We start from the raw sequence: 26274 nt of genomic DNA on the forward strand, positions 1-26274 counted from the left end.
AGAAGGAGAAGTTGGGATGGCTTCGTTCACAAACATGGGTTCAGCACGTGAGACATCCTCGTTTCTCGAGTCGATTTTTAAACATATGACGGATGCAATTATCGTGATTGATAAACAGGGATTCGTCGTAGGTGTGAATCCTGCCGCCGAAACATTGATTGGGTGGAGCGCAGAAGAGTTGAGCGGAAAGGTACATGTTTGCGCCATTTGTAAAGGGATCGCGACTTGTTCGGAAGAGGCGACTTGTGCCGAATGCTTTCGGGAAAAGCTGAACGTACCATCTTTTGAAATGCGGGTCATAACCAAAAGTGGACATGAGTTTCCAGCGGCTGCAAGTTCTGCCCGGCTGCCCGAGGAATCCGGGGCCGATTTTGTCGTGATTCTTCGTGATATGTCTGAGCAACATCGAATTGAACGGGAACGGTTTCACAGGGTGATGACCAATTATGTGATCCAAGCGCAGGAAGAAGAGCGTAAACGTGTTTCACGAGATTTGCATGATGGGGTGGGGCAGGCGCTTTATAGTATCATTGTCGGTATGAAAGTTCTCGATCAACTGCCGATGGATGAAGTGATGAGACACCATTTAGCGGAACTGCAGCAAATGACAGTCAGGGCATTGGAAGAAGTTAGAAGCCTGGCGGTCGATCTGCGTCCCTCTGCTCTGGATGATCTTGGATTGGTACCAGCCATTCGTTCTTTTATCAAAAGGTTTGAACAAACTTTCGGTATCGAATCATACCTCGAAGTTGAAGGAAAGCAGCGCAGGTATTCTTCTGCTGTCGAAACCGCCCTCTATCGCATCTGTCAAGAAGCGATGACGAATGCGGCCAAGTATGCGGATACCGATCAAGTGTTTGTGCGGATTTCCGATTACAATAACCGGATTGAAATGAAGATAGAAGATCATGGGTGCGGCTTTGACACGGAGCAGATTCTCATACAGGGAACCGGGCTTGGATTATATGGTATGAAAGAACGAGCGAACCTGCTGGGAGGAGATGTCAAGATCCATTCAACAATCGGTCGAGGCACGACGATTCATGTCGTGATTCCATTAGATGAGGAGGGGGCACCGCTGTATGTCGATCCGGGTACTTATTGCAGATGACCACGCCATTGTCAGATCCGGGTTATCGATGCTGATCAATGCACAAAGCGACATGGAAGTGGTCGGTGCGGCAACTGACGGGAGAGAAGCTGTTGAACGGGCTTTACAGTTGAAACCTGACGTTGTTTTGATGGATCTCAGCATGCCTCCGGGTGAAAATGGCCTTTCCGCAACCGCCCGTTTAAAAGAGGCGGCTCCCGAGATTGAAGTCCTGATCTTGACAATGCATGAGGATGAAGAATATCTCTTTCGGGTTTTACAGGCGGGGGCGTCCGGATATATTCTGAAAAGCGCGCTGGATATGGATCTGATTGCCGCGATCCGTACGGTTTATCAAGGAGCCGCCTATCTTTACCCGTCAGCAACGAAAGCGCTCATACAAGAATTTCTCCAGCGTGTGCAGAAAGGAGAGGACATGGAACATTACCATGTTCTTTCCGATCGTGAACAAGAAATCCTCTCTTTGGTCGCACAAGGATATTCCAACAAAGAAATCGCCGAAAAGCTGATTGTTTCGGTGAAGACCGTCGAAACACATAAGGCGAAGATCATGGAAAAATTGCATCTGAAAACGCGACCGGAACTCGTCCGCTATGCGCTGAGGAAAGGATTATTACACTTGGAATAAATAAGAATCAGCTGAGCATGAATGTGAAGGATCTCACAATAAGGGAAACTCATCTCACCTACAATATAATCAAAAACGGAATCACCTCTAGATTCATGGATATCCGATGAGATCAGACAGAAAGTCGGATACGTATTACAAGCCCATTCGATAGTATCCGATCACTATTTAAAGGAAGAACTCGTTTTGTTCCCTATGGCGGAACGCATGTAGAATCAGGAAGATAAAGAAGAATGACTGCGCAGAATCGAGGAGAAATAAAATTCCTTTGCTTGGATTTCAATGGGGGTTGGGGGAACCGTATAGAGGATACGATGCCTTTCGGTCATAAAAGATCGAAGGGCATCGTACATTTTTCCTACAATACTTATCTATATTCTATATAATGGTATTATCACTTTGTTCTAATCCGAACAAACAAAAAGGATGTGCGAATCATGGATGTTTTGTCTGCCATCGAAAAACGACGGGAAATCACACAATTCAAGCCTGACCCCATCCCTGAACATCTCTTGGAACAAATCATTCGCTCTGCATACCTGGCCCCAAGCGGAAACAATTTGCCTTCCCGAGAATTCATCCTCGTGACCGATCCGCAAAAATTGCAAGCATTGAAACATACGACCCCCTACATGCAGTGGCTCGAAAATGTGAAAGCGGCCGTAGTGATCGTTAGTGATCAAGCCCTCAGCAAATATTGGCTACAAGATGCTTCCATCGCCGGGGGATTTCTCTGGTTAACCGCCGTTTCCCTGGGGCTTGGAGCTGCCTGGGGGGTTGTATACCATTCGGAGAATCCGCAGGAGTCTGAGAAACGCGAACGTTATGCGAGAGAGCAACTAGCGATCCCTGAACATCTCCGTGTCGTTGCGATAATCGGTTTGGGGTGGCCAGATAAAAAGCCGGGCTCCAAAGAGATGTATCCGCTCGAACTTGTTTTCCATCGAGAGTTATACTCCTCGTGATCAAAATAATATTCCGATTGATTTGAGATGATACAGGATGAAGGCACGGAAATAGATGGTTTGACATATCATGAAAAATGAAGTATTATATTAACCAATCGAACATTTGCTGCAAACTTACTTATGAATTAATGAGCCGGTGTTGTCTGGACCTCATGTTCAGAGCAAGACCGGCTTTTTTTCGTCATTAAGTAGTGGGCAAATGGACATTCATCGCCCCAAGAGGCATGTAGGAGGATTTCAAATGCAAAAAGGTATCGTTAAGTGGTTTAACGCACAAAAGGGTTATGGATTCATCTCAACAGATAGTGGCGTCGACGTGTTCGTGCATTTCAGCGCGATTCAAACGAACGGCTTCAAGTCACTCGAGGAAGGTCAGCGTGTTACTTTCGAAATCGTGCAAGGTCCTAAGGGTGCACAAGCGGCCAACGTAACGGTTGCCTAATTAGAAAACGACTGCTTATCCGGATCGCTTTTTCCTCCCAGAGAGGACAAAGGCGATCTTTTTATTGTTTAGGAATGTATTAAATGTAGTACTTTTTTCACACATTTTATACTATCCAGACGTCAAAAAAGCTTCCATAGGTAAGCCTTGAATTTGTGCGAGATAGACTGCTGCGAAATCTGCATTTTGTATAATCGAACTTTTGTTCTTATTATAAAGACTTCTAACTCTAGTTGTCAGTATAGTCTAAATTATGATAAAATAGACGTGCGGAGTTGGAGGTGTGACGATACAATGTTCACCCATAATTCCCAATTCAAAGATGTCATGCATCTACTTGCATCTTCTGACTAACAGACAAAGCACAGTCTTGGTCTGGAGTTGAGTTATTCGATGTAAGCAGTTTATACAGAAACAATTTCCGACCCATCCATCAAGAACTTTTAAATCCCATCAAGAACTTCATTTCCCACAAATAAAACGATTTTCACTCACTTCCAAAAGAACCTTGTATCCGGATCCCGAATGGGCTGTTTGCTTTTCTGAGTGTATCCGCTTTCAATGAAACTCTTGATAGGAGAAGAGTGGGGCAATGCGACATCAAGAATGCCGTATGCCACAAACTCCACAACGGGTGAATTCTAGACAGTGGTAACGGATGTACACAAGGAAGAAAACTATCGCACGGTATGTGCAAGGTAGCCCCCCATGCCGCAAGCGGCGCCATCAGAGGATGAAAAGCTTCTTGTGCGGGAAGAAGTATAAGGCTATCTCAAGAAACGGAGTGGTTTTTGGGTGGTTTGTATCGCTTTGCGGCGCAGAGGTGAGTTGAAGGTCGTTCCGCTTCCTTTAAACCGTTAAAAGGGCATATGCTTTGCGTGAAATAGCGACTTTGAAGGTCGTCTCGCAACCTTTGATTATTATTCCATGCGAGACGACCTTCACGGAGCACGAGCGCAAAGCATATGCCCCGAAGACGACCTTCATCGAACCCAAGCGCAAAGCGATACACCCACCCAAGCACTAGTTTTCAAGATAGGCGTTTGAAGAAGTCCCATGGCCGAAGACGAAAACATCCGAATGGTCGTTTCGTTTGCGAGTAACTACTTTTGTTTCTTTTATATTTATAATCAAAATATTTTAAATAAAAGGAGATGTATTACATGAAAGCAGCGCAAATTCTTGAACACAGAAAACCGCTTCGAATTGGTGAAGTACCAGATCCGACCCCAGGACCGAAGGATGTCATTCTCCGGGTGGAAGCGTGCGGGGTCTGCCGCAGTGACTGGCATGCGTGGATGGGCGATTGGGAATGGATTGGCCTGAGTCCGCAGCTTCCAATTATTCCGGGGCATGAATTTGGCGGTGTGGTAGAAGCTGTCGGTAAGGAAGTGAAAAACTTTCGCCCGGGAGATCGTGTGACGGCGCCTTTCCATGAGGGTTGCTCACACTGTCCGAACTGCTTGAGCGGGCATTCAAACCGCTGTGATCACTTGCAGATTTTCGGTTTTAGCTACGATGGTGGATACGCCCAATATGTCCGGGTTCCAAACGGAGATTTTAACCTGATCCGGCTACCTGATGAGGTGGATACACTGACGGCAGCGGCCATCGGTTGCCGCTATATGACCGGCTATCACGGTGTTATGCGCGCAAACGTAGAGCCTGGAAACTGGCTTGCGGTACACGGTGCGGGCGGTGTTGGCCTCTCAGCTGTACAGGTGGGAAACGCCATCGGAGCACAGGTCATCGCCGTCGATGTCGATGACGCCAAGCTGGCAAAAGCGAAGGAAGAAGGGGCAGTAGCAGTCGTCAACGCTCGTAAAGAAAACGTCACCGAGGCCATTAAGGAGATCACCCAAGGTGGGGCACACGCATCGATTGATGCGCTTGGGATTCGCGAGACGATCCTTAATTCCGTGCTGTGTCTGCGCAAGGGAGGACGGCATGTTCAAATCGGTCTGACAACAAAAGAAGAAGGGGGTATGGTTGGTCTGCCGGTAGATGCGATTACCGCAATGGAACTGGAAGTTGTCGGAAGCCTCGGCAATCCTCATTCGGCGTACGATGGTCTGTTGGCGCTTATTGCGAGGGGGAAACTAAATCCAAAATCGCTGGTTACGCGGGAGATAGCACTTGACGATGTATCCAGCGTTCTCGACGACATGACCAACTTCAAGACGTTCGGGTTTAACGTTATTACAGAATTCAAATAAAAAATCGGTGCTAGAAAGCATTTAGAAATCGATGCAACCAAAAAAGAAGGTCGTAAATTATAGGTAAACCACCCCAGCGTGAGCCGAGGTGGTTTTGTTTTCCCACTATTCTTCTTTAAGAGAATCTGGATTGGATGTCTGCTCATGTACGGACCAAGCTTTGTGATCACCGAAATATCCGTTTGTGATCTCTTCGGAGAATTCAACGTCCGTCTTTTTCCTATTAAACATTCTCCACATGCCGCGAACCAAATCGAAAGGCCGATTTTTCATGAGCATTTTCACATCCTTTCTCTGAAGTTTATTTTGTAGTATGCCCAGAATGAGAAATCCAAAAACACTCCTTTGGATGTACAATAATTACCATATTTCATCCCCTTGCACTTTTGCTTCCCCGTGTGCTATAGTAACCATACAACACCTGCGATGCACGTCACGTGCTTCATGTTTCGAACCGTACTGACGATTGAGGGAGATCTATAAGAGCTATGGCGCATATGCCTCTTCACTTTGAGGACATGTAAAGTAGCTATGCGATCACCCACCTGCGAGAGCGGGTTCGAGAAACATCGGTGCGAACGGCAAAGCGGGTTATCCTTTGAAGAATGAGGACAAACGGTCGATTTCATATTGGGAAAATCAACAGCCTGAAACAAGGCTGTTTTTATTTTATATAGGGAATAATATGTTATAATATAGATTACGTCTTATGGGCTTTTCATGAAAGGAGTAGACATATGAGCGAAGTGCGTGATGGTATCATTCGTGATAATAAAGGAATAGATTTTAACAAGCTTCATGAAAATACATTGAATGTCTTGAGCGCAGATGCTCAGAGCGAGGATTTCGAACTGATTCCCGTGAAAGATCCTCGTCAAACGATGGAGGAAATGAAGAGCAAATATGCCATCCGATTTCCGAAGATCGGTGTTGGCAAAACATATCTGATCAAAACATATGGTTGCCAAATGAATGAACACGATACGGAGATCATGGCAGGCATGTTGCGTGAAATGGGCTACACTCCCGCTTCCGGCGTGGATGACGCGGATTTTATCCTTTTTAATACATGTGCAGTCCGCGAAAATGCGGAAGATAAAGTGTTTGGCGAAATCGGTCGTTTAAAACCGCTCAAGCGTAAGAACCCAGAATTGATTCTCGGGTTATCGGGATGCATGGCACAAGAGAGCGCGGTGCGCGAAATGGTGGCGAAAACCTACCCGTATATCGATATCGTCTTCGGCACGCACAACATTCATCAGCTTCCTGAACTGCTTGAACAAGCGAAACATTCGCAGGAAACGATCTTTGAAGTTTGGGAACAAGCGGGCGAAGTGGTGGAAAACCTGCCGAAGGTACGTGAACACGGTGTGCGTGCATGGGTAAATATTCAATACGGTTGCAACAAATACTGTACCTATTGTATTGTTCCCTACACGCGCGGACGTGAGCGTTCACGCTTGCCGGAAGATGTCGTGGCAGAGGTTCGCGAATTAGCGAAACAGGGATACAAAGAAATCACGCTCTTGGGCCAAAACGTTAACGATTACGGCATTGACCTCAAAACGGTCGATTTCGCGGATCTGTTGCGCATGGTCAATGAAGTTGAAGGGATCGAGCGTATTCGTTTCACGACATCGAATCCCTGGAACTTCACCGATAAGTTGATTGAAACCATCGCGAAGTGCGACAAAATCGCCGAACACATCCATCTTCCTGTACAGTCAGGGAACAACTATGTGTTGCGGAGGATGAACCGGGGCTATACGCGCGAATATTATCTTGAACTGGTAGGGAAGATCCGCCAAGCGATACCGGATGTGTCCCTCACGACCGATATCATCGTGGGCTTCCCTGGCGAGACGGAAGAGATGTTCCAAGACACCCTTTCGCTCGTACGCGAAGTTCGCTTCGATAATGCCTATACGTTTATCTATTCTCCGCGTAAAGGGACTCCGGCCACACGTTTCCGCGATCAGGTGCCGGAGGAAGAAGCGAAAGATCGGCTGCAACGCCTCATGGATACGCAATATGCGATTTCGAAAGAAATCAACATGAAGATGAAAGATCAGGTAGTGGAAGTCCTGATCGAAGGGGAATCAAAGACCAACCCGGATGTGTTGCAAGGGCGCATGCGTAATAATAAACTTGTACTCTTTCAAGCCCCTCGCGATACGGTTGGCAAATTGGCAAACATTCGCATCATGGAACCGCAGACATGGTTATTGAAAGGTGAACTCGTGGAGGTGCTTGAGGAGGTAGGCGTATGAGTTCATCGCCCATCCTTGACGAACGCGTCTTGCAAAAAGCGAAATTGATCGCCGATATGATTGCCTCTTCAGAAGAGGTCGCCCGTTTTAAACAGGCGGAAGAAAAAATGAAACGCCACCCGGATGCGCAAGCTTTGCTTTTTAACGTGAAAGCATTGAGGAATCGTTATTCGCAAACGTCATTGCGCCTCGGCGATGATCACCCGGAAGCGATCAAAGCCAAGGAAGCGTTTGAAGCGGTCGTCGATCAACTGGAACAAATTCCGGTTGTCGAACAGTTCCAAGCGGCCCAGATGGAATTAAACGATTTGTTGCAAGGTATCACGAAAATCGTGGCTCTCACCATGGAAGGATTCCATGTGGAATGGGGGAAAAGTGACGAAGTGACAGCCTCCTGCGGTTCCGGAGGATGCGGCGGCGGGTGTTCGGCAAAAGGATGTGCGGTTTAAGCTCGGATTCTATTCCGGGCTTTTTTAACCGCATTTTCTACTTTCCGGACTAATCATTTGAGTATGATTTTCTCAGTGCTTCATGGGAAGGATTTCGATGGCAGCTTCTAATATCGGTGGACCGGGTTTAATCATTCAAAAAGGTAACCCCCTTCCACTGAGGAGGGGGCTACGAGGACGTATATTGCACCAGCCATTCATTTTTCGCTTGGGGTAGGATCTCTCGGATCCGGTCGATCTGAATCACCCGAATCACGCCGTTGGAGAATTGGATAAAACCTTGTTGGCGCCATTTTTGGATGATCTTGTTCACCGTAATTCGGGACGTGCCGATGTACCGGGCGAACGACGTCTGGTCGATGGGAATGTTTTCATTCTCGTGAATTTGAATCAACTTCAACAAAAAGTGAGCCATTTGTTGTTCAACCGGGCTGTCCAGATACGAGATGATTTCGGCGAGGAGTCGTACTTTATAAAGATGGGAGTTGGTGAAGATCATCGACGCGTGGGGGTGATCCCTACACACTTTTGCCAAGGCATCATCAGTAAAATGATAGAGAATCGAAGGAGTAGTGGTAACCGCGGTTGTCAAATAGGTTCCTTTGTGAGCCCCGTGTTCCCCCAGTAGGGTCCCGAGCGGGATGTAGTCAATGACACGCTCGTGGCCTTTATCGGATAACAGGCTGATTTTCACCCCGCCCTGCTCCAGGTAAAAAAAGCCTCTACCGTTTTCTCCTTGGCGATACACGAACGTATTCTTTTTCAGTTCCAGTTTTTGTCCATACGGTAAGAACGGCGTCCACTTGTAGCGAAGGTTTAACATATGATCACCTTTTCCTTCCCAACATCATTCCCTGCGCAACATAGGACAGGAATGAGCTTCGCTGTGTGGTGCATATTGATTCAACTTCCGTAACAGATCCGGCCGCTTGATCACAAATTTGCGTTTCTCGATGTCGATCAGTCCGTTTTTTTTCCACTCTTTCAGGATTTTGTATACAGTGATTCGGGTTAAACCGGTACAGTTCGCCAGGTCCTGTTGAGTGAGGGGGACTTCATAGTTTTTAAACTCATCGCAGATGTTGAGTAGCAGTGCGGCGATCTGCTCTTCTGAAGAAAGCGTTTTCATATTAATCGCATAAAGAAGAATCCGCATTTTTTGATTGACGGTTTGTGAAAACAGGGGCAGTAATTCCGGCTGTTCATTCATCAGTTTCGCAAACTGCTCGCAGGAAAAATGATAGACCACAGAGTCTTTGACAGCAAATGCGGTGGTAAAGTGCGTTTGTCCGTCCATCATTTGAATGCCCAGTAGTTGGCCGGGAACCACGATGTTTATCAATCGGTTGTTTCCTTTCGCCGTTGAGATGACGATTTTCACCAAGCCCTTGTGAAGGTAATAAAACCCGTCTCCTAGGCTGCCCTGGTTGTAGATGACGGATTTTCTTTTTACGAATTGCCTCTTCCCGTACTTCAGAAACATCTCCCACTTCAGGTCGGTTTCAAACGGGGATACCACATCGAACACCCCTTTCATTCTCTAAACGGATCCCGAGCGTAAAATCATCTCGAAGCACAAAACCATCCTGTGCATGATGGAAGATACTTGTACGACACGTACCAGCAGATAAATACCTTTCGACCTTTAAAGTTGTATAAATCAAAATTTTTAGAAACCATCAATTCCAATTATAAATGGTCGAAGAGGCTATGTATATTGCAAACATATTCTCCCCGAAAAAAATCCGAAAAAATGTTAACTGGCTTACACCAATGGGATGGAAGGGATCCAAAAGCGGAACTAAAATTCGGCCGAAAACGTTAACCGCACTACAATTTTGCAAACTATTCAATATTAAAATGCAATTATAAGAAAGGGTTTCATTTTAACCTAGAAAATCAGGGGGGAGTTGCGATGGGAATCCGCACAGGTGCCCAGTACATCAACGGTTTGAAATCCCGGCAGCCGGAGATTTGGCTGTCCGGACGGAAAGTGACCAATGTATGCGACGAGATTGTTTTCCGGCAGCCGATACGTGAAATTGCAAAGCTGTACGACATGCAGCACGATCCGGAGTACCAGGACAAGATTACGCACATCTGTGATGAAACCGGTGAACGGGTGAACAATGCGTTTCTGATCCCGAAAACCCACGAGGATCTGCAGGCGCGCCGGGCGTTGTTTGAAGCGTATGCCAAAGCCACGTTCGGTTTGATGGGCAGAACCCCGGATTTTCTCAATGTTGTGCTTACGTCGCTGTTCAGCAACGCTTCCTTCTTGGAAAAATACAATCCGCAGTGGGCGGAAAATGTCCGCGCGTACTATCGGTACATTCGCGACAACGACTTGTTTTTGACACACGCTATCATCAATCCGCAGAATGACCGCAGCAAATCATCGCATGAACAGCAGGATCTCTTTACCCATCTGGGCGCAGTCAAGGAGACGCCGCAAGGACTGATTGTCAGAGGCGCGAAAATGATCGCCACCCTGGCACCGATCACGGATGAAGTGATCATCTACTCGTTCCCGGGGTTCAAACCCGGCGATGAGCGCTATGCGCTTGCGTTTGCCATTCCCATTGATACGCCGGGATTGCGGATTCTCTGTCGCGAACCGATGCAGGACGGAACCCGTTCGCTGTTTGATCATCCGTTGGCGTCCCGTTTTGAAGAAATGGATGCGGTGCTGGTCTTTCACGATGTATTGGTGCCGTGGGATCGTGTATTTCTGTACAACAACGTGGAAGCGGCCAACCTGCTGTATCCGAAAACCGGAATCGCGCAGCAGCCGGCTCATCAGACCGGTGTACGCGGGTTGATCAAACTGCAATTTGCCACGGAAGTAGCGGTCCGCTTGGCCGACTCCATCGGGGTGGATGTCTACTTAAATGTCCAGAACGACTTGGGAGAGTTGATCCAGTCAGTGGAATCGATCAGGGCGCTGTTGCGGATTGCCGAACTCGAGTGTGATGTTTTGCCGTCCGGAGAAATCATGCCGGGATGGGTGCCGCTGGAAACCATTCGCGGACTGTTGCCAAAGATGTATCCGCGCGCCGTGGAAGTGCTTCAAATCATCGGGGCTGGGGGACTGCTGATGTCACCGACAGGAGCCGATTTTGCCAATCCAGAATTGGCGGAAGATATGGAGAAGTATTTTGCCGGTCGATTGGGTGTCTCCGGAAAGGAACGCGTCCGTATGTTCAAGTTGGCTTGGGATTTGTGCGGAGAAGCATTCGGCCAGCGGCTTCTTCAATACGAACGGTACTATACCGGCGATCCGATCCGCAAGCGGGCGATCTTTTTCAACAATTACAAACGGGTGCGCTCGTTTGACATGGTCGATGACGCGCTGAGCGTGCCTGATCTCGGCGATGACAAGATGGGCGCGTTTGATATCAAGGAGCCGGTCGTGAAATCGTGATGAACGGTAAAAGAAATCTAAACGGAAGAGGAGCGATTGACATGAGCGCCACGAGCACTTTCGTACCGATCAATTTGTGGAAATTTATCGAAGAAAACAAGGATCAGCTGAAACCTCCGGTGAACAACAAGGTTATTTGGAAAGACGCGGAGCTGCTGGTGATGCTTCTGGGCGGACCGAACAAACGGCGCGACTTTCACGTCGATCCCTCGGAAGAAATTTTCTATCAACTGAAGGGTGATTGTTTCGTCGAGATCATCAATCAGGAAGGCAAGCGCGAAGTGATCACTGTGAGGGAAGGAGAAATATTCCTGCTCCCGCCCAATGTTCCGCACTCGCCGCACAGGGTAGCCGATTCCATCGGTATTGTCATTGAGCGCAACAGGGATCAGGGAGAGCTGGAGGACTTTGTCTGGTTTTGCGATCAATGTGACCATGAAATGCACCGCGTTACCGTTCAGTTAACCAATATCGAAATGCAGGTAAAGCAAGCGATCGAAGGATTTAACGACAGTCTGGATCTGCGGACATGCAAACATTGCGGGTACGTCATGCCCCCGGAAGCGAGCGAATGGAAATGCGAGTAGATTTTCATACCCATATCATCCCGGAAGATATACCGAATTTCGCCGAAAAATTCAAGGGGGAGCGTTGGCCTGTTCTTCACCGCACATGTGTATGCGGCGCCAATATCATGGTGGGGGGGAAGGTGTTCCGCGAAGTAACCGACCAGGTGTGGGATCCTGCGAAGCGGCTCCAGGATATGGAGCGGGAAAAGGTGGACATCCAGGTGCTGTCTCCGATTCCTGTCACGTTTTCCTATTGGGCGCCCGCTGAAGAAGCGGAAGTGATGGCCCGCATCCAAAACGATTTCATCGCGGAAACCGTGAAACAACATCCCGAGCGGTTTATCGGCCTTGGAACGGTTCCCCTTCAGAACTCGGAAATCGCCATCCGCGAAATGGATCGCTGCGTGCACGAACTGGGTCTGAAAGGGATTGAAATCGGTACCCATGTAAACGGAAACAATTTGGATGCCCCTGATTTCTTGGAATTTTTCGGGATGTGCGAGAAGTGGGATGTGCCGCTGTTTGTCCACCCATGGGAGACGCTGGGCAGAGAGAGGATGCCTCGCCACAATCTCATGTATACCGTGGGGATGCCGAGCGAAACGGCTCTCGCTGCGGCAAGCTTGATCCTTGGCGGTGTGATCGAGAAATTCCCCCGTCTGCGGATTTGTTTTGCGCACGGCGGGGGGGCATTCCCTTTCATTCTTCCCCGGTTGGATCAGGGCTGGAGGGTATGGCCTCATCTCCGTATGATTGAACAACCGCCCAGCTATTACGCGAAGAATTTTTATTTTGATTCATTGGTCTATGACCCGGCGAACATCCAGTACATGATTGACCGCTTTGGTCATGAGCGGATCCTGATGGGGTCTGATTACCCGTTCCTGCTGAGGGAAATTCCCCCGGGCGAGGTCATTGACAAGACGTTGACGATTACGGAAGAACAAAAGCGGGCGATGCTTGGGGAAAACGCTCTTCGCTTCCTGAATATAACTAGGTGAGGGTGAGATTACGATGACGACACATGCGGCGACACCCGAACAACGATTGCAGGAACTGGGCCTGACGCTGCCTGCACCGCGGCAGGCGGCGGGAAATTACGTGGGCGGCGTTCGCACCGGTAATCTCTTGTTTTTGTCTGGTCAAGGGACGGATGAGTACCGCGGCAAACTGGGAGAAGACGTTACGGTGGAAGTAGGCTATCAAGCGGCAAGACAGTGCATGCTGAATCTCTTGACGGTCGTCAAACAGGAGATTGGAGATCTGTGTAAAGTGAAACGGATTGTGAAACTCCTGGGCTTTGTCAACAGCGCACCTGATTTTACGGATCAACCCAAGGTGATGAACGGCGCGTCCGATTTGTTGGTGCAGATTTTCGGAGAGAAAGGAAAGCACGCGCGTTCTGCGGTAGGCATGGCGCAGCTTCCGCACAACAACGCGGTCGAAGTTGAAATGATCGTGGAAATTGAGGAGTAGGGGGGGGATTCAGGTGATTGAGACAGCACAAGAAAAAAGAAAGATAAAAAACGCCAAGCTGTTTATCAACGGAGAATACACCGACGCTATCTCCGGCGAAACGTTCGATACGATCAATCCTGCGAACAATTGCAGGCTGGCCTCGGTGGCCAATGCTGGCGAGGAAGATGTGAATAAGGCAATCGAAGTGGCGCAGAACACTTTCGAAAGCGGAGTCTGGAGCCGCATGCCTGTCGAAGAACGGGCGAAGATTCTCTGCAAGATGTCCGATCTCGTCATGGAACGGGTGGATGAATTGGCCTTGATAGAAACGCTCGATGTAGGCAAGCCGATCACGGAGAGCCGCGGCTTTGATATTCCGAGAGCCGCCTTGAACTTGCGCTTTTTTGCCGAGATGGCCAAATACCTGATTCATGAAAACTACGAGATGCGCGAGTTCATGTCATACACGAAATACGCGCCCGCAGGGGTGACCAGCCTGATTATTCCGTGGAATCTGCCGTTTATGCAGATGACCTGGAAAGCTTCTGCGGCCTTGGCAGCCGGCAATACCGTGGTGGTGAAGCCTGCCTCCTATACCCCTTTAAGCGCCGTGATGCTGGGGGAAATCGCCAATGAGGCGGGCTTGCCTCCGGGAGTTTTGAACATCGTGACCGGCCCGGGAGGAACCGTCGGCACGGCGATGACCACGCATCCTTACGTGCGTAGGATTTCTTTTGTCGGTGAGACGACGACAGGCAAGACGGTCATGAAAAATGCCGCTTCCAAGCTGATCCCGGTCTCTCTCGAATTGGGAGGAAAGTCGGCAAACATCGTGTTTGAAGACGCCGATCTCGATGAAGCGGTGAAAGGGTCTATCGAAGCGATTTACCGCAACCAGGGAGAAATCTGCTTGGCCGGTTCACGGCTGCTGGTACAGGAAAGCATTTACGATCGATTCCTCGACAAATTTGTGAAGGCGGTGCAGCAGATCAAAGTGGGCGATCCGTTGGATCCGGAAACAGAGATGGGGGCGCTCGTTTCGCGAAGCCACCTGCAAACGGTCGATGACTACGTGCAAATCGGCCTGGAAGAAGGCGCCAAGCTTGCTTACGGCGGAAAACAAATCACCAGTCTGGGTGACGGAAATTTCTATGAGCCAACTGTCTTTTATGACGTAGACAACAAAATGAGGGTGGCCCAGGAGGAAATTTTCGGCCCGGTCGTCGTCGTCATCCCATTCAAATCGGAAGAAGAAGCGATTCGCATTGCCAATGACTCGATCTACGGATTGGCCGGTGTCGTCTGGACGAATGACTTGAGACGTGCCCACCGCGTGGCCGATCAGGTGCAGTCGGGCCTGTTGTGGATCAACTGCTGGTATGTACGCGACCTGCGCACGCCGTTCGGCGGGGTAAAAGCGAGCGGCATCGGTCGTGAAGGCGGGCGTCACAGCTTCGAATTCTATACGGAAACAAAGACCGTTACCATGAAATTATGAAATCATAACGCAGGGAGGTTGCGTCGTTGGATTTGGCAAAAATCACGAGATTTACCGACCTTTTGGAGGAGGCGGAACGAAGCGGCCGCGGGGTAGAGCCGTTAACGGCCCTGGATCCGCATCTTTCGACAGAAGAAGCGTACCGCGTGCAATTGAACACGATTGAGCGAAAAGTGAAGGCGGGCGACGTCGTTGTCGGAAAGAAAATCGGGTTAACCTCGTTAGCCATGCAAACATTGCTCGGGGTCGACCAGCCTGATTACGGTCATTTACTCGCGGGCATGGCCATTGAAAACGGAGGGGAAATTCCGTTTCGGCGCGTGATCCAGCCCAAGGTGGAAGGGGAAATTGCATTCGTGTTAAAAAGCGATCTGCAGGGGCCGCGCGTTACCGCGTTTGACGTACTGCAGGCGACCGATTATCTCCTCCCTGCTCTGGAGATTGTGGACAGCCGGATCGCGGATTGGAAGATCAGGTTGCAGGATACAATCGCAGACAATGCATCCTCCGGTTTGTATGTGCTGGGTGGACGCCCAATTAAACCGGATCAAATCGATCTCTCATTGGCTGGTATGGCCCTTTATAAAAACGGCGAGTTGGTCAATACCGGTGTGGGTGCAGCAGCGTCGGGCAACCCCGCAAACTGCGTGGCATGGCTGGCCAACAAACTGTTTGAGTTTGGGATTACGCTAAAAGCAGGTGAAGTGATACTGTCCGGCGCCCTCTCCGCGGCCGTCAATGCGGCCCCCGGTGACTATTTCAGCGTGCGAATCGCCCATCTCGGGGAAGTAGGAGTGAGATTTCATGTCTAAAGTAAAGGTTGCCATTCTTGGCTCCGGGAATATCGGCACCGATTTGATGATGAAGCTGGGCAGGTCAAGCCTGTTGGAGCTTACTGCGATGATCGGAATTGATCCAGACTCGGAGGGACTGCGCCTGGCGAAGCAGCACGGTTATGAAGTGTTCGACGGCGGACTGAAGCAGTTTTTGGAACACGGCACGGAACTTGCCGATATCGTTTTTGACGCCACGTCTGCGAAAGCGCATATTCGTCACGCCAAGGTCCTCCGGGAAGCGGGCATGATTGCCATCGACCTTACACCGGCAGCAGTCGGCCCATATGTCGTTCCGGCAGTCAATCTCGGTTCTCACCTGAATGAAAGAAACATCAATTTGATAACGTGCGGAGGACAGGCGACGATTCCGATCGTTCATGCGATCAACCGCGTGAGTCCAGTCAGCTACGCTGAGATTGTCGCCACTATTTCCAGCAAAAGCGCCGGTCCGGGCACCCGCGCCAACATCGACGAATTTACGGAAACCACCGCTCACGGCATCGAAGCAATTGGCGGAGCGAAGAAAGGAAAGGCCATCATCATCCTCAACCCTGCAGAGCCGCCGATTTTGATGAGGAATACGGTGTATGCTCTGGTTGGCGAAGAAGCATTGGATGAACAAGCCATCGCTGCATCCGTTGAGCAGACCGTAGGCTATATTCAATCGTACGTACCCGGGTATCGCCTCCGTACAGAGCCTATTTTCGACGGCAACAAAGTCACCGTCTTTTTGGAAGTGGAAGGGGCCGGCGATTACCTGCCTAAATACTCCGGCAATTTGGACATCATGACAGCGACAGCGGTCAAAGTGGCGGAGGAATTTGCCGCCCACCACGTGAGCGCAGCATCCGTCTGAAACAGGAAAGGAGACGAAACAGATGAGTGCGAAACGGGATATTTTCATCACGGAAGTGGCGCTTCGCGACGGCAGCCATGCGATCAATCATCAATTTTCCGTGGAACAGGTGGTTCATGTGGCTCGCGCTTTGGACCAGGCGAATGTTCCTTTCATCGAAGTTTCCCATGGAGACGGCCTTTCCGGTTCTTCTTTGCAGTATGGACTGTCTCACGCGAATGAGATGGAACTGATCGAGGTGGCAGTCGCAGTCTGCGAACAGGCGACGGTAGGTGTGCTCCTCTTGCCGGGAATCGGCACGATCAAGGATCTGAATGCCGCTGCGAAACTGGGTGTCGGTTTTGCGCGGATTGCGACGCACGTGACCGAAGCCGATATTTCCGCTCAGCACATGGCCCGCTCAAAAGAACTTGGCCTCTTCACTGTCGGATTTTTGATGATGTCTCATATGGCACCTCTGGAGAAGCTGGTCGAGCAAGCGAAACTCATGGAGAGCTACGGAGCCGATGCGGTGTATGTCGTCGATTCGGCCGGCGCATTGCTTCCCCATGAAGTGGCCGAACGAATCAGGGCATTAAAACAAAGTATCGGCGTTGAGATCGGGTTCCACGCGCACAATAATTTGTCGCTCGCGATGGCCAACACGCTGGCGGCGATTCAGGAAGGGGCAACGCGAATCGACGGCAGTGTCCGCTGTTTGGGCGCCGGCGCGGGCAACACGCAAACGGAAGTGTTGGTCGCCGTGTTGGAACGGATGGGCATCGAAACCGGAATTGATCTCTATAAAATGATGGATCTGGCGGAAGAGGTCGTTGCGCCCATTATTCAGGTGCCTCAAGAGATCACCCGTGACAGCCTAGTTCTCGGATATGCAGGCGTCTATTCCAGCTTCCGGCTGCATGCCGAGCGTGCCGCGAAAAAGTTCGGGATCGATTCCCGCGATATCCTGATTGAGCTTGGGAAGCGAAAGGCGGTAGGCGGTCAAGAAGATATGATTATCGATGTCGCCGCGGAAATCGCCAAGAGAAACATGACTGCGGGAATGCGATAAGGGGGAAAACAGCTTGCTTGCGGAACATTCTTACAGATCATTGGCGCAGTTGTTGGTTGATGCGGAACGCAACCGACAGGAAGTGGTGAAACTTACGGATGAATACCCTAATTTATCGGTAGAGGATGCTTACCGGATCCAGGATGAGCTGGTTGCCATCAAGCGCGAGCAAGGCCATCAGGTGATCGCGCTGAAAATGGGCTTTACCAGTCGGGCCAAAATGAAGCAAATGAACGTAAACGAACCGATCAACGGCCATGTCTTTGATTACATGGCCGTTGACAGCGGCGCCCTTTCTTTCCGTGAATTGATTCATCCGAAAGTGGAAGCGGAAATCGCGTTCATCCTCGGCAAGGATATCGAAGGCCCGGGAATAACCGGCGCTCAAGTGTTGGCCGCCACGAAATACGTCGTTCCCGCTTTGGAGATTATCGACAGCCGTTATCGGAACTTTCAGTTTACCCTTTCCGACGTGATCGCAGACAACACATCCGCTTCTCGGGTGTTTATCGGATCGAGGCTGCGAAGACCGGATGAGCTGGAACTTGATCTTCTCGGAGTCACCCTGTCCATCAACGGAGAATTGAGAGATTTTGGCGCAGGAGCAGCTGTTCTGGGACATCCTGCCCATTCCGTCGCAATGTTGGCCAACATGCTCTCCCGCCGAGGGCGCAAACTTCATGCCGGCCAACTCATATTAACCGGCGGTATCACGGGAGCCCAGCCGCTGGCCATCGGCGATGTCGTTCTTGCCAAATGGGACGGACTCGGTTCCATCGAATTTACCGTCAAGGAATAGCCTCACAGTGTAGGTTGCTTGAATTGAAACGTTCGCTTTTTCAGTTTTCACATATCATAGGGCATATCGCGTATAAGCGGTGTGCCTTTTTGTGTGGAAAATATGTGAATGCATGATCATCATCGAAATCAGCTCGGAGTTGTTGATGCGAGTCTTCCGAAAGCGCCCATGATCACCTCCCGGAACTCAGATCTCTTATTTCGATTACGGGTTCAGCCGAGCGAGACCGCGTTTTTTTCTGTTATAATTGTGGGTGTTTAAAGAAACTGATGTTCAATACTATCGAATGACCACGAAAACGGGGGTTTTTATGGCTCGTTATACACCGATGATCGAACAATATCTTTCGATCAAGAAACAAGCGGCGGATGCATTACTGTTTTTTCGTTTGGGAGACTTTTATGAACTGTTTTTTGATGACGCGATCATCGCATCGCGCGAATTGGAAATCACGTTAACCGGACGGGATGGTGGACAGAATGAACGAATTCCCATGTGCGGCGTTCCCCACCACTCATCAGATTCCTATATACAGCGATTGGTTGAAAAAGGATACAAAGTAGCGATCTGTGAACAAGTGGAAGATCCTGCTGCCGCGAAAGGCATCGTACGCAGGGAAATCATTCGCGTGGTAACCCCGGGTACCATTATGGAAGGAAAAAACCTTTCGGAGAAAACCAACCTCTTTCTCGCGGCTGTCGTATCTTCTGGAGATCTGTGGGGGAGCGCCTTTTGCGATCTTTCCACAGGTGAATTTTATGTCGCGGAAACAGATGAAGCGAGTTTCTATGATGACATGCTTCGATTGTCTCCTTCAGAGGTTATCGTCTACAAGCAAGACATTCAGGCGGAACCGTTCAAACGACTGGCGGCGATGATCTCGTGTGTTTTCACGGAAGTATCCATCGATATGTTGGCGGGTCTACGCCCACTGGAGAAACTACATAAACATTATGGGGTGATCACCCTTGAATCATTCGGTTTAAAAGAATATCCATTGGCGGCGGAGGCAGCCGGTGTACTGCTCGCATATCTTGAGTCGACACAAAAGAGGGAGCTGCCTCATATTAAACCGCCACAATATTTGGTAACGGCAGAGACGATGACAATCGATTCGTTCTCTCGTCGAAACTTGGAATTGGTCGAATCACTCAGAGAGAAGAGCAAAACAGGTTCTCTTCTCTGGTTGCTCGATGAGACGGTCACGGCGATGGGCGGACGTTTATTGAAACGCTGGATCGAACGTCCGCTGGCTGTCAAACAGGGAATCGAAGAACGCCTCGACGCCGTGGAAGAATGGGTGCAGGAGTTACTGGTACGCGAAGATATCCGCGCGCTTTTGGATCAGGTCTATGATTTGGAAAGACTGATCGGCAGGGTGGCCTATGGATCGGCGAATGCACGCGATCTCTTGGCGATTCGTTCCTCACTGGCCGTGCTGCCTGACGTGAAGAACTGCCTTGAGAGAAGCCGATCCACCTTGTTACTCCGTTTGTCCGCCCGGATTCCCGACCTGTCTTCTCTGGTGGAATTGATTGAACGCGCCATCGTGGAGGAACCGCCCGTGTCGATTCGCGAAGGCGGACTGATCAAAGAGGGATTCGATGCGCGCTTGGATGAATACAAGATAGCCAGTCGAGATGGAAAACGTTGGATTGCCGAATTGGAACAGAGAGAACGGGAAAAAACCGGCATCAAATCGTTGAAAGTCGGGTATAATAAAGTTTTTGGCTATTACTTGGAAGTTTCCAAAGCGAATCTCTCACTCGTTCCCCCATATTTCGAACGAAAACAAACGTTAGCCAACGGGGAACGGTACATCACGCCCGAATTGAAAGAAAAAGAAGCGTTGATCTTGGAAGCGGAAGAGAAGATGGTGGATCTAGAGTACCAGATTTTTCTTTCTTTACGGGAACGCGTCGAACAATCGCTTCAATCCATCCAAGAAGCAGCGGAGGCGATCGCGGAGATCGATGTGATTCAATCCCTGGCCACGGTAGCCGTCAAGCGGCGATATGTACGACCCGTGATCACGGAAGGAGATCGCCTACTCATCGAGGAAGGACGCCATCCTGTCGTCGAAGCGATGCAAAACGACGAACCGTTTGTCCCCAATGACACGCTTCTGGATTGTGACGAGAACCAGATCGCTTTGATCACAGGCCCTAACATGGCAGGGAAATCGACGTACATGCGGCAGGTCGCTCTGCTTGTGATCATGGCTCAGATCGGTTCGTTTGTACCGGCAAGGAGGGCGGAAGTTGGCATCGTCGATCGGGTGTTCACGCGCATCGGTGCGTCCGACAATCTGGCAGGAGGCCAATCGACATTCATGGTGGAGATGGTCGAGTTGGCGAATATCTTGCATCACGCGACACGTCGATCTCTCATCATCTTGGATGAAATCGGACGGGGGACGAGTACGTTCGACGGAATGTCGATCGCGCAGGCGGTGATCGAGTATTTGCACCATTCCCCGAAAGTGGGGGCGAAAACCATGTTTGCCACCCACTATCACGAATTGACAAAACTTGCCGAGACGTATCGGGGCGTGCGCAATTATTCCACTCATGTGCAGGAAAAGGATGATACGATCGTCTTCTTGCGCAAGATCTTGCCCGAACCTGCCGACCGCAGTTACGGAATCCAAGTGGCCAAGTTAGCGGGCCTTCCCCGGGAGGTTCTCGACCGTGCGCAAGAGATTCTCCAAGTTCTTCAGGAGGAGGGCGCGCAATCGGCCAGGGAAACGGCTGCGGCCAAGGCAGGTGAGGCGGTTTTTGAAGATGCGTCGCTTCCGTCCGGTGAAACACTGATCAAAGAAACGCAAAACGATGCGAGTCTTCCAATTTCTGTGAAGAGGACGGTATCGGACGGTGATGCGATCAGAGAAGCGGGTTCCGCTGATCGAGAGCAGGAAGCTGTTCAGTTGTCATTGTTCTCCGATTCCGGACGTGCTTCCGAAATCGTGGATGAGTTAAAACGGTTAAATTTGATGCAAATGACGCCACTCGATGCGATGAATACGTTGTTCCGCTTGCAGAAAATGGCATTTGAGGAGTGATCGGAATGGGGAAAATTCAAGTCATGAGCGAACTCCTGGCCAATAAGATTGCTGCGGGCGAAGTGGTGGAACGCCCTGCTTCCGTGGTCAAAGAATTACTGGAAAACGCAATTGACGCGGGGGCGAATGAGATTGCGATCGAGGTGGAACAAGGCGGTCTTGACCTCATTCGCGTCACTGATAACGGATGCGGGATGGATCGGGATGATGTTGTTCTTGCATTTGAACGTCATGCAACTTCGAAAATCCGCGAGGACAAAGACCTCTTCCGCATACGCACGCTTGGCTTTCGCGGAGAAGCTCTTCCTTCGATCGCCGCAGTATCCCGTGTGGATGTGCGTACGCGGACACCTGATCAAGTGGACGGTACGAAACTGAGGATCGAAGGCGGGAAGATCGTCGAACAAGAAGTCGCAGCCGCAAAAACAGGTACAGAAATCACCGTCCGAGATATTTTTTTCAACACGCCTGCACGACTCAAATATTTGAAATCGATACAAACCGAATTGGGACACATCATTGACACGGTACAGAGGCTTGCGCTTGCACACCCGGAAATCTCGTTTCAGTTCAGGCATAACGGTCATTCATTGCTCTATACACCGGGAGATGGTAAGCTTTTACATGTAGTGGCGGCGATCTACGGACGGGAGATCGCAAAACAGATGATGGTTATTCAGTGGGAAGACGCCGATTACAAAATCGAAGGGCTCGCTTCTTATCCTGAAGTCACGCGGGCGAACCGCCATCATTGCACGTTCTTTGTTAACGGGCGTTATATCCGTAGTTATTCGCTGGTGAGAGCCGTACAGGAAGCCTATCATACACGACTGCCGATCAATCGCTTTCCAATCTGTGTGGTTCATCTTGAAATGGATCCGACTCTGGTCGATGTCAATGTCCATCCGACAAAACTGGAAGTTCGTTTCTCCGAAGAAAAAGATGTGGCGGAGCGTGTGCAGGCGGCGATCCGACAGGCGCTTGACAAGGGGACGTTTATCCCCAAAGCGTCAGTAAAGCAACGGGAAAAAGAGCGAGGCGTACAGGTTGAAATGTCTTTGAGCGAAAAAAGAGAGACTGAACCCATTCATAAAGTTGTGCGCCCCCTTTTTTCGAGGTCTGAGGCACCGAGAACTGAGAATCCATATCAAGCTGAGAAACTTCGTGAAGCGGCAGTTGAATTGTACCGGCCTATCGATGCAGGCGATGGAGGAAAAGAGAGGGCATTCGAACAGAGGGATCGGGTGAAAGGATCAAACATGAATGAAGGTCAACCGGAATATCCGCCCGCTGGGAATCATGTCGATCAGGACAGACCTTCTGAACGGAACGAAACTTTGTCATCCCAGATTCGCAGTCATCCGTTGGAACGTGAGGATGCGCGTGTTCCGCGTTTTCGAGCAGTAGCTCAGGTTTTGGGAATGTATGTGATCGCACAGAATGAACATGGGATGTATATCATCGACCAGCATGCTGCCCATGAAAAGATCTTGTTCGAAAAATTTTCCCGCAAAGTAGCGGAACGGAAAGTGAATCCTTTACCTTTATTGGTACCATTGACCGTGGAAGTGACGCCCGCTGAAGCGGAGACGTTGGCGACCCATCTTTCTTATTTGAGGGATTGTCAAATCGAGGTGGAGCGGTTTGGCGGAACAACGTTCCTGGTGAGGACCGTTCCTGATTTGTGGGAAGGGCTCGACGCTGCGCGGCTCACACTGGAATTGATTGATGAACTGTTGCAAGGGAAATTTACAAACCCGCGCGAATCGATCGAGAATCTGGTCATCACCAAGTCATGCAAGTCGGCGATCAAGGCGAATCAATGGCTGTCCATGCCAGAAATGCAGGCCCTCTGCGATCAGTTGCAGGAACTGGAAAATCCGTTTCATTGCCCGCACGGTCGGCCGATCATCATCGAAATGACGCGTTATGACCTCGAGAAAATGTTTAAAAGGGTGATGTGATGGGTGAGACACTATATACGACGACCGCACAAAGCCAAAAGCCGGAGCAAGTGAACCTCGCCAGACATTTTGCCGAGCTCCTTCACGGATGTTATGTGGAACGCGGGAACCGTTCGATCGAAACATTGTTACATGAACTAGGAACGGACATGCTCCTGGTTTGCGGAGAGAGGGTCACGTTGTATAGAGACAAGCAAGAGTTCTTTTTTCACCCGTCGATGGCGGTCGTTCGTATCAAGCGTCTACTTTCCGGTGATCATGACGTGTTGATCGAGCAATCAGGTGTACAGCCTGGTGATACGGTTGTGGATTGCACACTCGGTCTGGGGGCCGATGCGATCGTATTCTCTCATGCGGTAGGGAAAACGGGACGGGTGATCGGAGTGGAAGCGAATCCGATCCTGGCCGCACTCGTTCGCTACGGGATGCAGACGGAGGTGACAACGATACCTGAAGTGGATGCGGCCATGCGAAGAATTCATGTGCATCAAGGGGATCATTGGGCGTTTCTGCAATCATTGCCGGATCGTTCGGTCGATATCGTTTATTTTGACCCTATGTTTCGCAAAACCGTACAAGACTCAGCCTCGATCGCCCCTTTGCGTGTGATCGCCGAGAGAGCCCCTCTACGCATGGAGGCGATAGAAGAGGCGAAACGAGTGGCTAGGAAGGCGGTCGTTTTGAAAGAAAGACGCAAGAGCGGCGAGTTTCAGCGCCTCGGATTCCCGCCTCCCGAGCGCCGCTCGGGCTCTGTTACATACGCGAAAATCGAATTGACATAGGGGGTGTACGATGGAAAAGAAACCTCGTCTGCTCATCGTTGTCGGACCGACAGCTGTCGGGAAGACACGACTGGGAGTCGAACTCGCGAATCGTTGGAACGGTGAAGTGATTTCAGCCGATTCCATGCAGATCTACCGGGGCATGGATATCGGCACAGCTAAAATCACCAAAGAGGAAGCGCAGGGAATTCCTCACTGGGGAATCGATCTTGTAGATCCCGACCAGCCGTTTACGGTCGCTGATTATCAGGAATATGCGGAAGCGAAGATCAGGGAAATCGATGCTCGCGGAAAGCTCCCGATCCTTGTCGGCGGAACGGGTCTGTATGTCCGTTCGATCACGGATTATCTCGACTTTACGGAAGCCGCCGTGGATCTTTCTTATCGCCAAGCATTGCAGAAAGAAGCGGAAGAAAAGGGAGTCACCCATCTTCACGACAAACTCGCTCATGTCGACCCGGTGACAGCCAAAAGGCTTCATCCGAATGATGTAAAACGCGTGATCCGGGCTTTGGAAGTCTATCATCTAACGGGAAAACCGATGTCAGAAGCGTATGAAGAAGCGCCGGAAGAACCAAAATACAGGATGGTGATGATTGGATTGACCATCCAGGATCGCGAACTTTTGTATGAACGAATCAATCAGCGAGTCGATCTCATGATCGATCAGGGATTGGTGAATGAGGTGAAGAGGTTGTTACAGAAAGGGTATCATAAGGGTCTGACTTCCATGCAAGCGATCGGTTACAAAGAGATCATTTCATACATAGAAGGAATGATGACGCTGGAAGAGGCCATCGAGGAGGTTAAACGCGGAACAAGGCGGTTCGCCAAGCGGCAACTTTCATGGTTTCGCCGGGAGAAACGCATTCACTGGTTCGATGTTCTACAAAAGAAACAGGATGAGATTCACAAAGAAATTACACAAATGATGGCAGGAATTTTATAAAACTTTGACGAATAGGATTATCAATAAATATAGACATGGGGGAAAAGCTCGTGACAAAACAAGCGATCAATATTCAAGACAATTTCTTAAATTCGATTCGACGGGAAAATATTCCGGTTATCATCTACCTGGTCAACGGTTTTCAGATTCGTGGAGTGGTGAAAGCATTCGATAATTTTACGATCATTGTCGAATCGGAAGGGAAGCAACAGATGGTATATAAGCATGCGATCTCTACTTTTACCCCGATGCGCAATGTGAATCTCTCTGCCGAATCCTGATCTCGGCTTCTATAAGGAAGATAAGTAACGGAAGTTCAACGAACTTCCGTTTTTTCATGATCTTGAAAACTAGTGCTCGGGTGGATGTTTCGCTTTGCGCTTGGGTTCTTTGAGGCATATGCTTTGCGCTCATGCTCCGTGGAGGTCGTCTCAGTGGGTATATGCTTTGCGCTCATGCTCTGTGAAGGTCGTCTCGCATGGAATTATAATCAAATGTTGCGAGACGACCTTCAAAGTCGCTATTACGCGCAAAGCATAAGCCTTCTTAACGGTATATAGGAAGCGGAACGACCTTCAACTCACCTCTGGGCTACAAAGCGATACAATCCACCCAAAAGTCACTCGTTTTTTGTGAGAGTCCTCAAACATTTCGTCCTACCCAAAGATACTTCTCATCCTCTGATGGCGTCGCTTTCGGTACTTTTTTCAATCATGAAAGCGGGGAGAGAAGAGCAACCTACTTGTGTTCCCTTTATCATGAGACCGAGGAGGAATGCACATGGTTCGCAATAAAGACTCCCATTTTGGCGGTCCGCGCGAAATCACCGATCCGAAAGCGAAAACGGAACATGCTCCCTTGCGTTCCGATGGAACGATCGCACCTAGACCTCGTCAACGGATGCGTGAAAGTGGTTTCGTGAAAAAATAAGAGATTATTGATT

At 49.7% G+C, this 26274-nt stretch carries 25 protein-coding genes and 1 other RNA gene; 23 read left to right on the forward strand and 3 right to left on the reverse strand.

The features are described 5' to 3' along the window. The first annotated feature begins 16 nt into the window (after positions 1-16). From DNHGIG_RS17655 to DNHGIG_RS17675, 5 genes are all read left to right on the forward strand, one after another. Positions 17-1111 carry a PAS domain-containing sensor histidine kinase gene (locus tag DNHGIG_RS17655; RefSeq protein WP_282200831.1) on the forward strand — a complete coding sequence of 365 codons (1095 nt, stop codon included), beginning with the start codon at positions 17-19 and terminating at the stop codon, positions 1109-1111. Further along, a complete protein-coding gene (locus DNHGIG_RS17660; protein ID WP_282200832.1) occupies positions 1083-1739 on the forward strand; it encodes a response regulator in 657 nt (218 codons plus the stop codon). The genes DNHGIG_RS17655 and DNHGIG_RS17660 overlap by 29 nt, the downstream gene beginning before the upstream one ends. A gap of 437 nt (positions 1740-2176) precedes the next feature. Beyond that, positions 2177-2704: a nitroreductase family protein gene (locus DNHGIG_RS17665; protein ID WP_282200833.1), complete on the forward strand. Its 528-nt coding sequence runs from the start codon at positions 2177-2179 to the stop codon at positions 2702-2704. Between the two features lie 244 nt (positions 2705-2948). Then, positions 2949-3149: a cold-shock protein gene (locus tag DNHGIG_RS17670; RefSeq protein ID WP_282200834.1), complete on the forward strand. Its 201-nt coding sequence runs from the start codon at positions 2949-2951 to the stop codon at positions 3147-3149. Between the two features lie 1163 nt (positions 3150-4312). Continuing rightward, a complete protein-coding gene (locus tag DNHGIG_RS17675) occupies positions 4313-5365 on the forward strand; it encodes a zinc-dependent alcohol dehydrogenase family protein (RefSeq protein ID WP_282200835.1) in 1053 nt (350 codons plus the stop codon). Positions 5366-5470: 105 nt separating this feature from the next. Here DNHGIG_RS17675 and DNHGIG_RS17680 read toward each other — a convergent pair whose 3' ends face one another. After that, positions 5471-5638, reverse strand: coding sequence for a hypothetical protein (locus tag DNHGIG_RS17680; RefSeq protein ID WP_282200836.1), 168 nt, complete (start codon positions 5636-5638; stop codon positions 5471-5473). Positions 5639-5780: 142 nt separating this feature from the next. On the opposite strand from DNHGIG_RS17680, the gene ssrS reads away from it, so the two are divergent. The 3 genes from ssrS (at position 5781) to DNHGIG_RS17695 (ending at position 8084) form a co-directional block, all read left to right on the forward strand. Next, positions 5781-5962: non-coding RNA, 6S RNA (gene ssrS / locus DNHGIG_RS17685), on the forward strand. 140 nt (positions 5963-6102) lie between these two features. Continuing rightward, positions 6103-7635: a tRNA (N6-isopentenyl adenosine(37)-C2)-methylthiotransferase MiaB gene (miaB, locus tag DNHGIG_RS17690; protein WP_282200837.1), complete on the forward strand. Its 1533-nt coding sequence runs from the start codon at positions 6103-6105 to the stop codon at positions 7633-7635. Further along, the gene (locus tag DNHGIG_RS17695) at positions 7632-8084 is read left to right on the forward strand and encodes a YlbF/YmcA family competence regulator (RefSeq protein ID WP_282200838.1); all 453 of its coding nucleotides are present in this window, start codon (positions 7632-7634) and stop codon (positions 8082-8084) included. The genes miaB and DNHGIG_RS17695 overlap by 4 nt, the downstream gene beginning before the upstream one ends. Before the next feature lie 169 nt (positions 8085-8253). On the opposite strand, the gene DNHGIG_RS17700 is transcribed toward DNHGIG_RS17695, so the two are convergent. Continuing rightward, the gene (locus DNHGIG_RS17700) at positions 8254-8907 is read right to left on the reverse strand and encodes a Crp/Fnr family transcriptional regulator (RefSeq protein ID WP_282200839.1); all 654 of its coding nucleotides are present in this window, start codon (positions 8905-8907) and stop codon (positions 8254-8256) included. Between the two features lie 24 nt (positions 8908-8931). After that, a complete protein-coding gene (locus DNHGIG_RS17705) occupies positions 8932-9603 on the reverse strand; it encodes a Crp/Fnr family transcriptional regulator (protein WP_282200840.1) in 672 nt (223 codons plus the stop codon). 396 nt (positions 9604-9999) lie between these two features. Between DNHGIG_RS17705 and DNHGIG_RS17710 the strand changes: the two genes are divergently transcribed. The 15 genes from DNHGIG_RS17710 to sspK all read left to right on the forward strand — a co-directional run bounded on the left by DNHGIG_RS17710 (position 10000) and on the right by sspK (position 26261). Then, positions 10000-11508 (forward strand): 4-hydroxyphenylacetate 3-hydroxylase family protein, encoded by a 1509-nt coding sequence (locus DNHGIG_RS17710; RefSeq protein WP_282200841.1) that lies wholly within the window; start codon positions 10000-10002, stop codon positions 11506-11508. A gap of 41 nt (positions 11509-11549) precedes the next feature. After that, positions 11550-12095: a 3-hydroxyanthranilate 3,4-dioxygenase gene (locus DNHGIG_RS17715; protein ID WP_282200842.1), complete on the forward strand. Its 546-nt coding sequence runs from the start codon at positions 11550-11552 to the stop codon at positions 12093-12095. Further along, the gene (locus DNHGIG_RS17720; protein WP_282200843.1) at positions 12080-13078 is read left to right on the forward strand and encodes an amidohydrolase family protein; all 999 of its coding nucleotides are present in this window, start codon (positions 12080-12082) and stop codon (positions 13076-13078) included. Before DNHGIG_RS17715 ends, DNHGIG_RS17720 begins: the two co-directional genes overlap by 16 nt. 13 nt (positions 13079-13091) lie before the next feature. Continuing rightward, on the forward strand, positions 13092-13553 hold the full coding sequence (locus DNHGIG_RS17725) for a RidA family protein (protein ID WP_282200844.1): 462 nt from the start codon (positions 13092-13094) through the stop codon (positions 13551-13553). Between the two features lie 13 nt (positions 13554-13566). Then, positions 13567-15033 (forward strand): aldehyde dehydrogenase, encoded by a 1467-nt coding sequence (locus DNHGIG_RS17730; protein ID WP_282200845.1) that lies wholly within the window; start codon positions 13567-13569, stop codon positions 15031-15033. Between the two features lie 26 nt (positions 15034-15059). Next, positions 15060-15845, forward strand: a complete 786-nt coding sequence (locus DNHGIG_RS17735; protein ID WP_282200846.1) for a 2-keto-4-pentenoate hydratase — start codon at positions 15060-15062, stop codon at positions 15843-15845. Further along, a complete protein-coding gene (locus tag DNHGIG_RS17740) occupies positions 15838-16725 on the forward strand; it encodes an acetaldehyde dehydrogenase (acetylating) (protein ID WP_282200847.1) in 888 nt (295 codons plus the stop codon). Before DNHGIG_RS17735 ends, DNHGIG_RS17740 begins: the two co-directional genes overlap by 8 nt. Positions 16726-16747: 22 nt before the next feature. Further along, positions 16748-17776: a 4-hydroxy-2-oxovalerate aldolase gene (gene dmpG / locus DNHGIG_RS17745; RefSeq protein WP_282200848.1), complete on the forward strand. Its 1029-nt coding sequence runs from the start codon at positions 16748-16750 to the stop codon at positions 17774-17776. A gap of 13 nt (positions 17777-17789) precedes the next feature. After that, the gene (locus tag DNHGIG_RS17750; RefSeq protein ID WP_282200849.1) at positions 17790-18575 is read left to right on the forward strand and encodes a 2-keto-4-pentenoate hydratase; all 786 of its coding nucleotides are present in this window, start codon (positions 17790-17792) and stop codon (positions 18573-18575) included. Positions 18576-18885: 310 nt separating this feature from the next. Further along, on the forward strand, positions 18886-21636 hold the full coding sequence (mutS, locus tag DNHGIG_RS17755; RefSeq protein WP_282200850.1) for a DNA mismatch repair protein MutS: 2751 nt from the start codon (positions 18886-18888) through the stop codon (positions 21634-21636). A 5-nt stretch (positions 21637-21641) separates the two neighbouring features. After that, positions 21642-23600: a DNA mismatch repair endonuclease MutL gene (gene mutL, locus DNHGIG_RS17760; RefSeq protein WP_282200851.1), complete on the forward strand. Its 1959-nt coding sequence runs from the start codon at positions 21642-21644 to the stop codon at positions 23598-23600. Beyond that, positions 23600-24382, forward strand: coding sequence for a class I SAM-dependent methyltransferase (locus DNHGIG_RS17765; RefSeq protein WP_282200852.1), 783 nt, complete (start codon positions 23600-23602; stop codon positions 24380-24382). Before mutL ends, DNHGIG_RS17765 begins: the two co-directional genes overlap by 1 nt. Positions 24383-24392: 10 nt before the next feature. Beyond that, positions 24393-25331: a tRNA (adenosine(37)-N6)-dimethylallyltransferase MiaA gene (miaA, locus tag DNHGIG_RS17770; RefSeq protein ID WP_282200853.1), complete on the forward strand. Its 939-nt coding sequence runs from the start codon at positions 24393-24395 to the stop codon at positions 25329-25331. Positions 25332-25366: 35 nt separating this feature from the next. Next, complete coding sequence (hfq, locus tag DNHGIG_RS17775) at positions 25367-25612, forward strand: RNA chaperone Hfq (RefSeq protein ID WP_282200854.1); 246 nt, start codon at positions 25367-25369, stop codon at positions 25610-25612. Between the two features lie 499 nt (positions 25613-26111). Further along, on the forward strand, positions 26112-26261 hold the full coding sequence (gene sspK / locus DNHGIG_RS17780) for a small acid-soluble spore protein K (RefSeq protein ID WP_282200855.1): 150 nt from the start codon (positions 26112-26114) through the stop codon (positions 26259-26261). Positions 26262-26274: the final 13 nt, after the last annotated feature.

The sequence above is a fragment of the Collibacillus ludicampi genome (assembly GCF_023705585.1).
GTDB classification, from domain to species: Bacteria; Bacillota; Bacilli; order Tumebacillales; family BOQE01; genus Collibacillus; species Collibacillus ludicampi.

Excerpts from the sequence above, each read along its gene's own strand:
- DNHGIG_RS17655 (WP_282200831.1), top strand. The coding sequence starts at position 17 with ATGGCTTCGTTCACAAACATGGGTTCAGCACGTGAGACATCCTCGTTT.
- DNHGIG_RS17660 (WP_282200832.1), top strand. The coding sequence starts at position 1,083 with ATGTCGATCCGGGTACTTATTGCAGATGACCACGCCATTGTCAGATCC.
- DNHGIG_RS17665 (WP_282200833.1), top strand. The coding sequence starts at position 2,177 with ATGGATGTTTTGTCTGCCATCGAAAAACGACGGGAAATCACACAATTC.
- DNHGIG_RS17670 (WP_282200834.1), top strand. The coding sequence starts at position 2,949 with ATGCAAAAAGGTATCGTTAAGTGGTTTAACGCACAAAAGGGTTATGGA.
- DNHGIG_RS17675 (WP_282200835.1), top strand. The coding sequence starts at position 4,313 with ATGAAAGCAGCGCAAATTCTTGAACACAGAAAACCGCTTCGAATTGGT.
- DNHGIG_RS17680 (WP_282200836.1), bottom strand. The coding sequence starts at position 5,638 with ATGAAAAATCGGCCTTTCGATTTGGTTCGCGGCATGTGGAGAATGTTT.
- miaB (WP_282200837.1), top strand. The coding sequence starts at position 6,103 with ATGAGCGAAGTGCGTGATGGTATCATTCGTGATAATAAAGGAATAGAT.
- DNHGIG_RS17695 (WP_282200838.1), top strand. The coding sequence starts at position 7,632 with ATGAGTTCATCGCCCATCCTTGACGAACGCGTCTTGCAAAAAGCGAAA.
- DNHGIG_RS17700 (WP_282200839.1), bottom strand. The coding sequence starts at position 8,907 with ATGTTAAACCTTCGCTACAAGTGGACGCCGTTCTTACCGTATGGACAA.
- DNHGIG_RS17710 (WP_282200841.1), top strand. The coding sequence starts at position 10,000 with ATGGGAATCCGCACAGGTGCCCAGTACATCAACGGTTTGAAATCCCGG.
- DNHGIG_RS17715 (WP_282200842.1), top strand. The coding sequence starts at position 11,550 with ATGAGCGCCACGAGCACTTTCGTACCGATCAATTTGTGGAAATTTATC.
- DNHGIG_RS17720 (WP_282200843.1), top strand. The coding sequence starts at position 12,080 with ATGGAAATGCGAGTAGATTTTCATACCCATATCATCCCGGAAGATATA.
- DNHGIG_RS17725 (WP_282200844.1), top strand. The coding sequence starts at position 13,092 with ATGACGACACATGCGGCGACACCCGAACAACGATTGCAGGAACTGGGC.
- DNHGIG_RS17740 (WP_282200847.1), top strand. The coding sequence starts at position 15,838 with ATGTCTAAAGTAAAGGTTGCCATTCTTGGCTCCGGGAATATCGGCACC.
- dmpG (WP_282200848.1), top strand. The coding sequence starts at position 16,748 with ATGAGTGCGAAACGGGATATTTTCATCACGGAAGTGGCGCTTCGCGAC.
- mutS (WP_282200850.1), top strand. The coding sequence starts at position 18,886 with ATGGCTCGTTATACACCGATGATCGAACAATATCTTTCGATCAAGAAA.
- mutL (WP_282200851.1), top strand. The coding sequence starts at position 21,642 with ATGGGGAAAATTCAAGTCATGAGCGAACTCCTGGCCAATAAGATTGCT.
- DNHGIG_RS17765 (WP_282200852.1), top strand. The coding sequence starts at position 23,600 with ATGGGTGAGACACTATATACGACGACCGCACAAAGCCAAAAGCCGGAG.
- miaA (WP_282200853.1), top strand. The coding sequence starts at position 24,393 with ATGGAAAAGAAACCTCGTCTGCTCATCGTTGTCGGACCGACAGCTGTC.
- hfq (WP_282200854.1), top strand. The coding sequence starts at position 25,367 with ATGGGGGAAAAGCTCGTGACAAAACAAGCGATCAATATTCAAGACAAT.
- sspK (WP_282200855.1), top strand. The coding sequence starts at position 26,112 with ATGGTTCGCAATAAAGACTCCCATTTTGGCGGTCCGCGCGAAATCACC.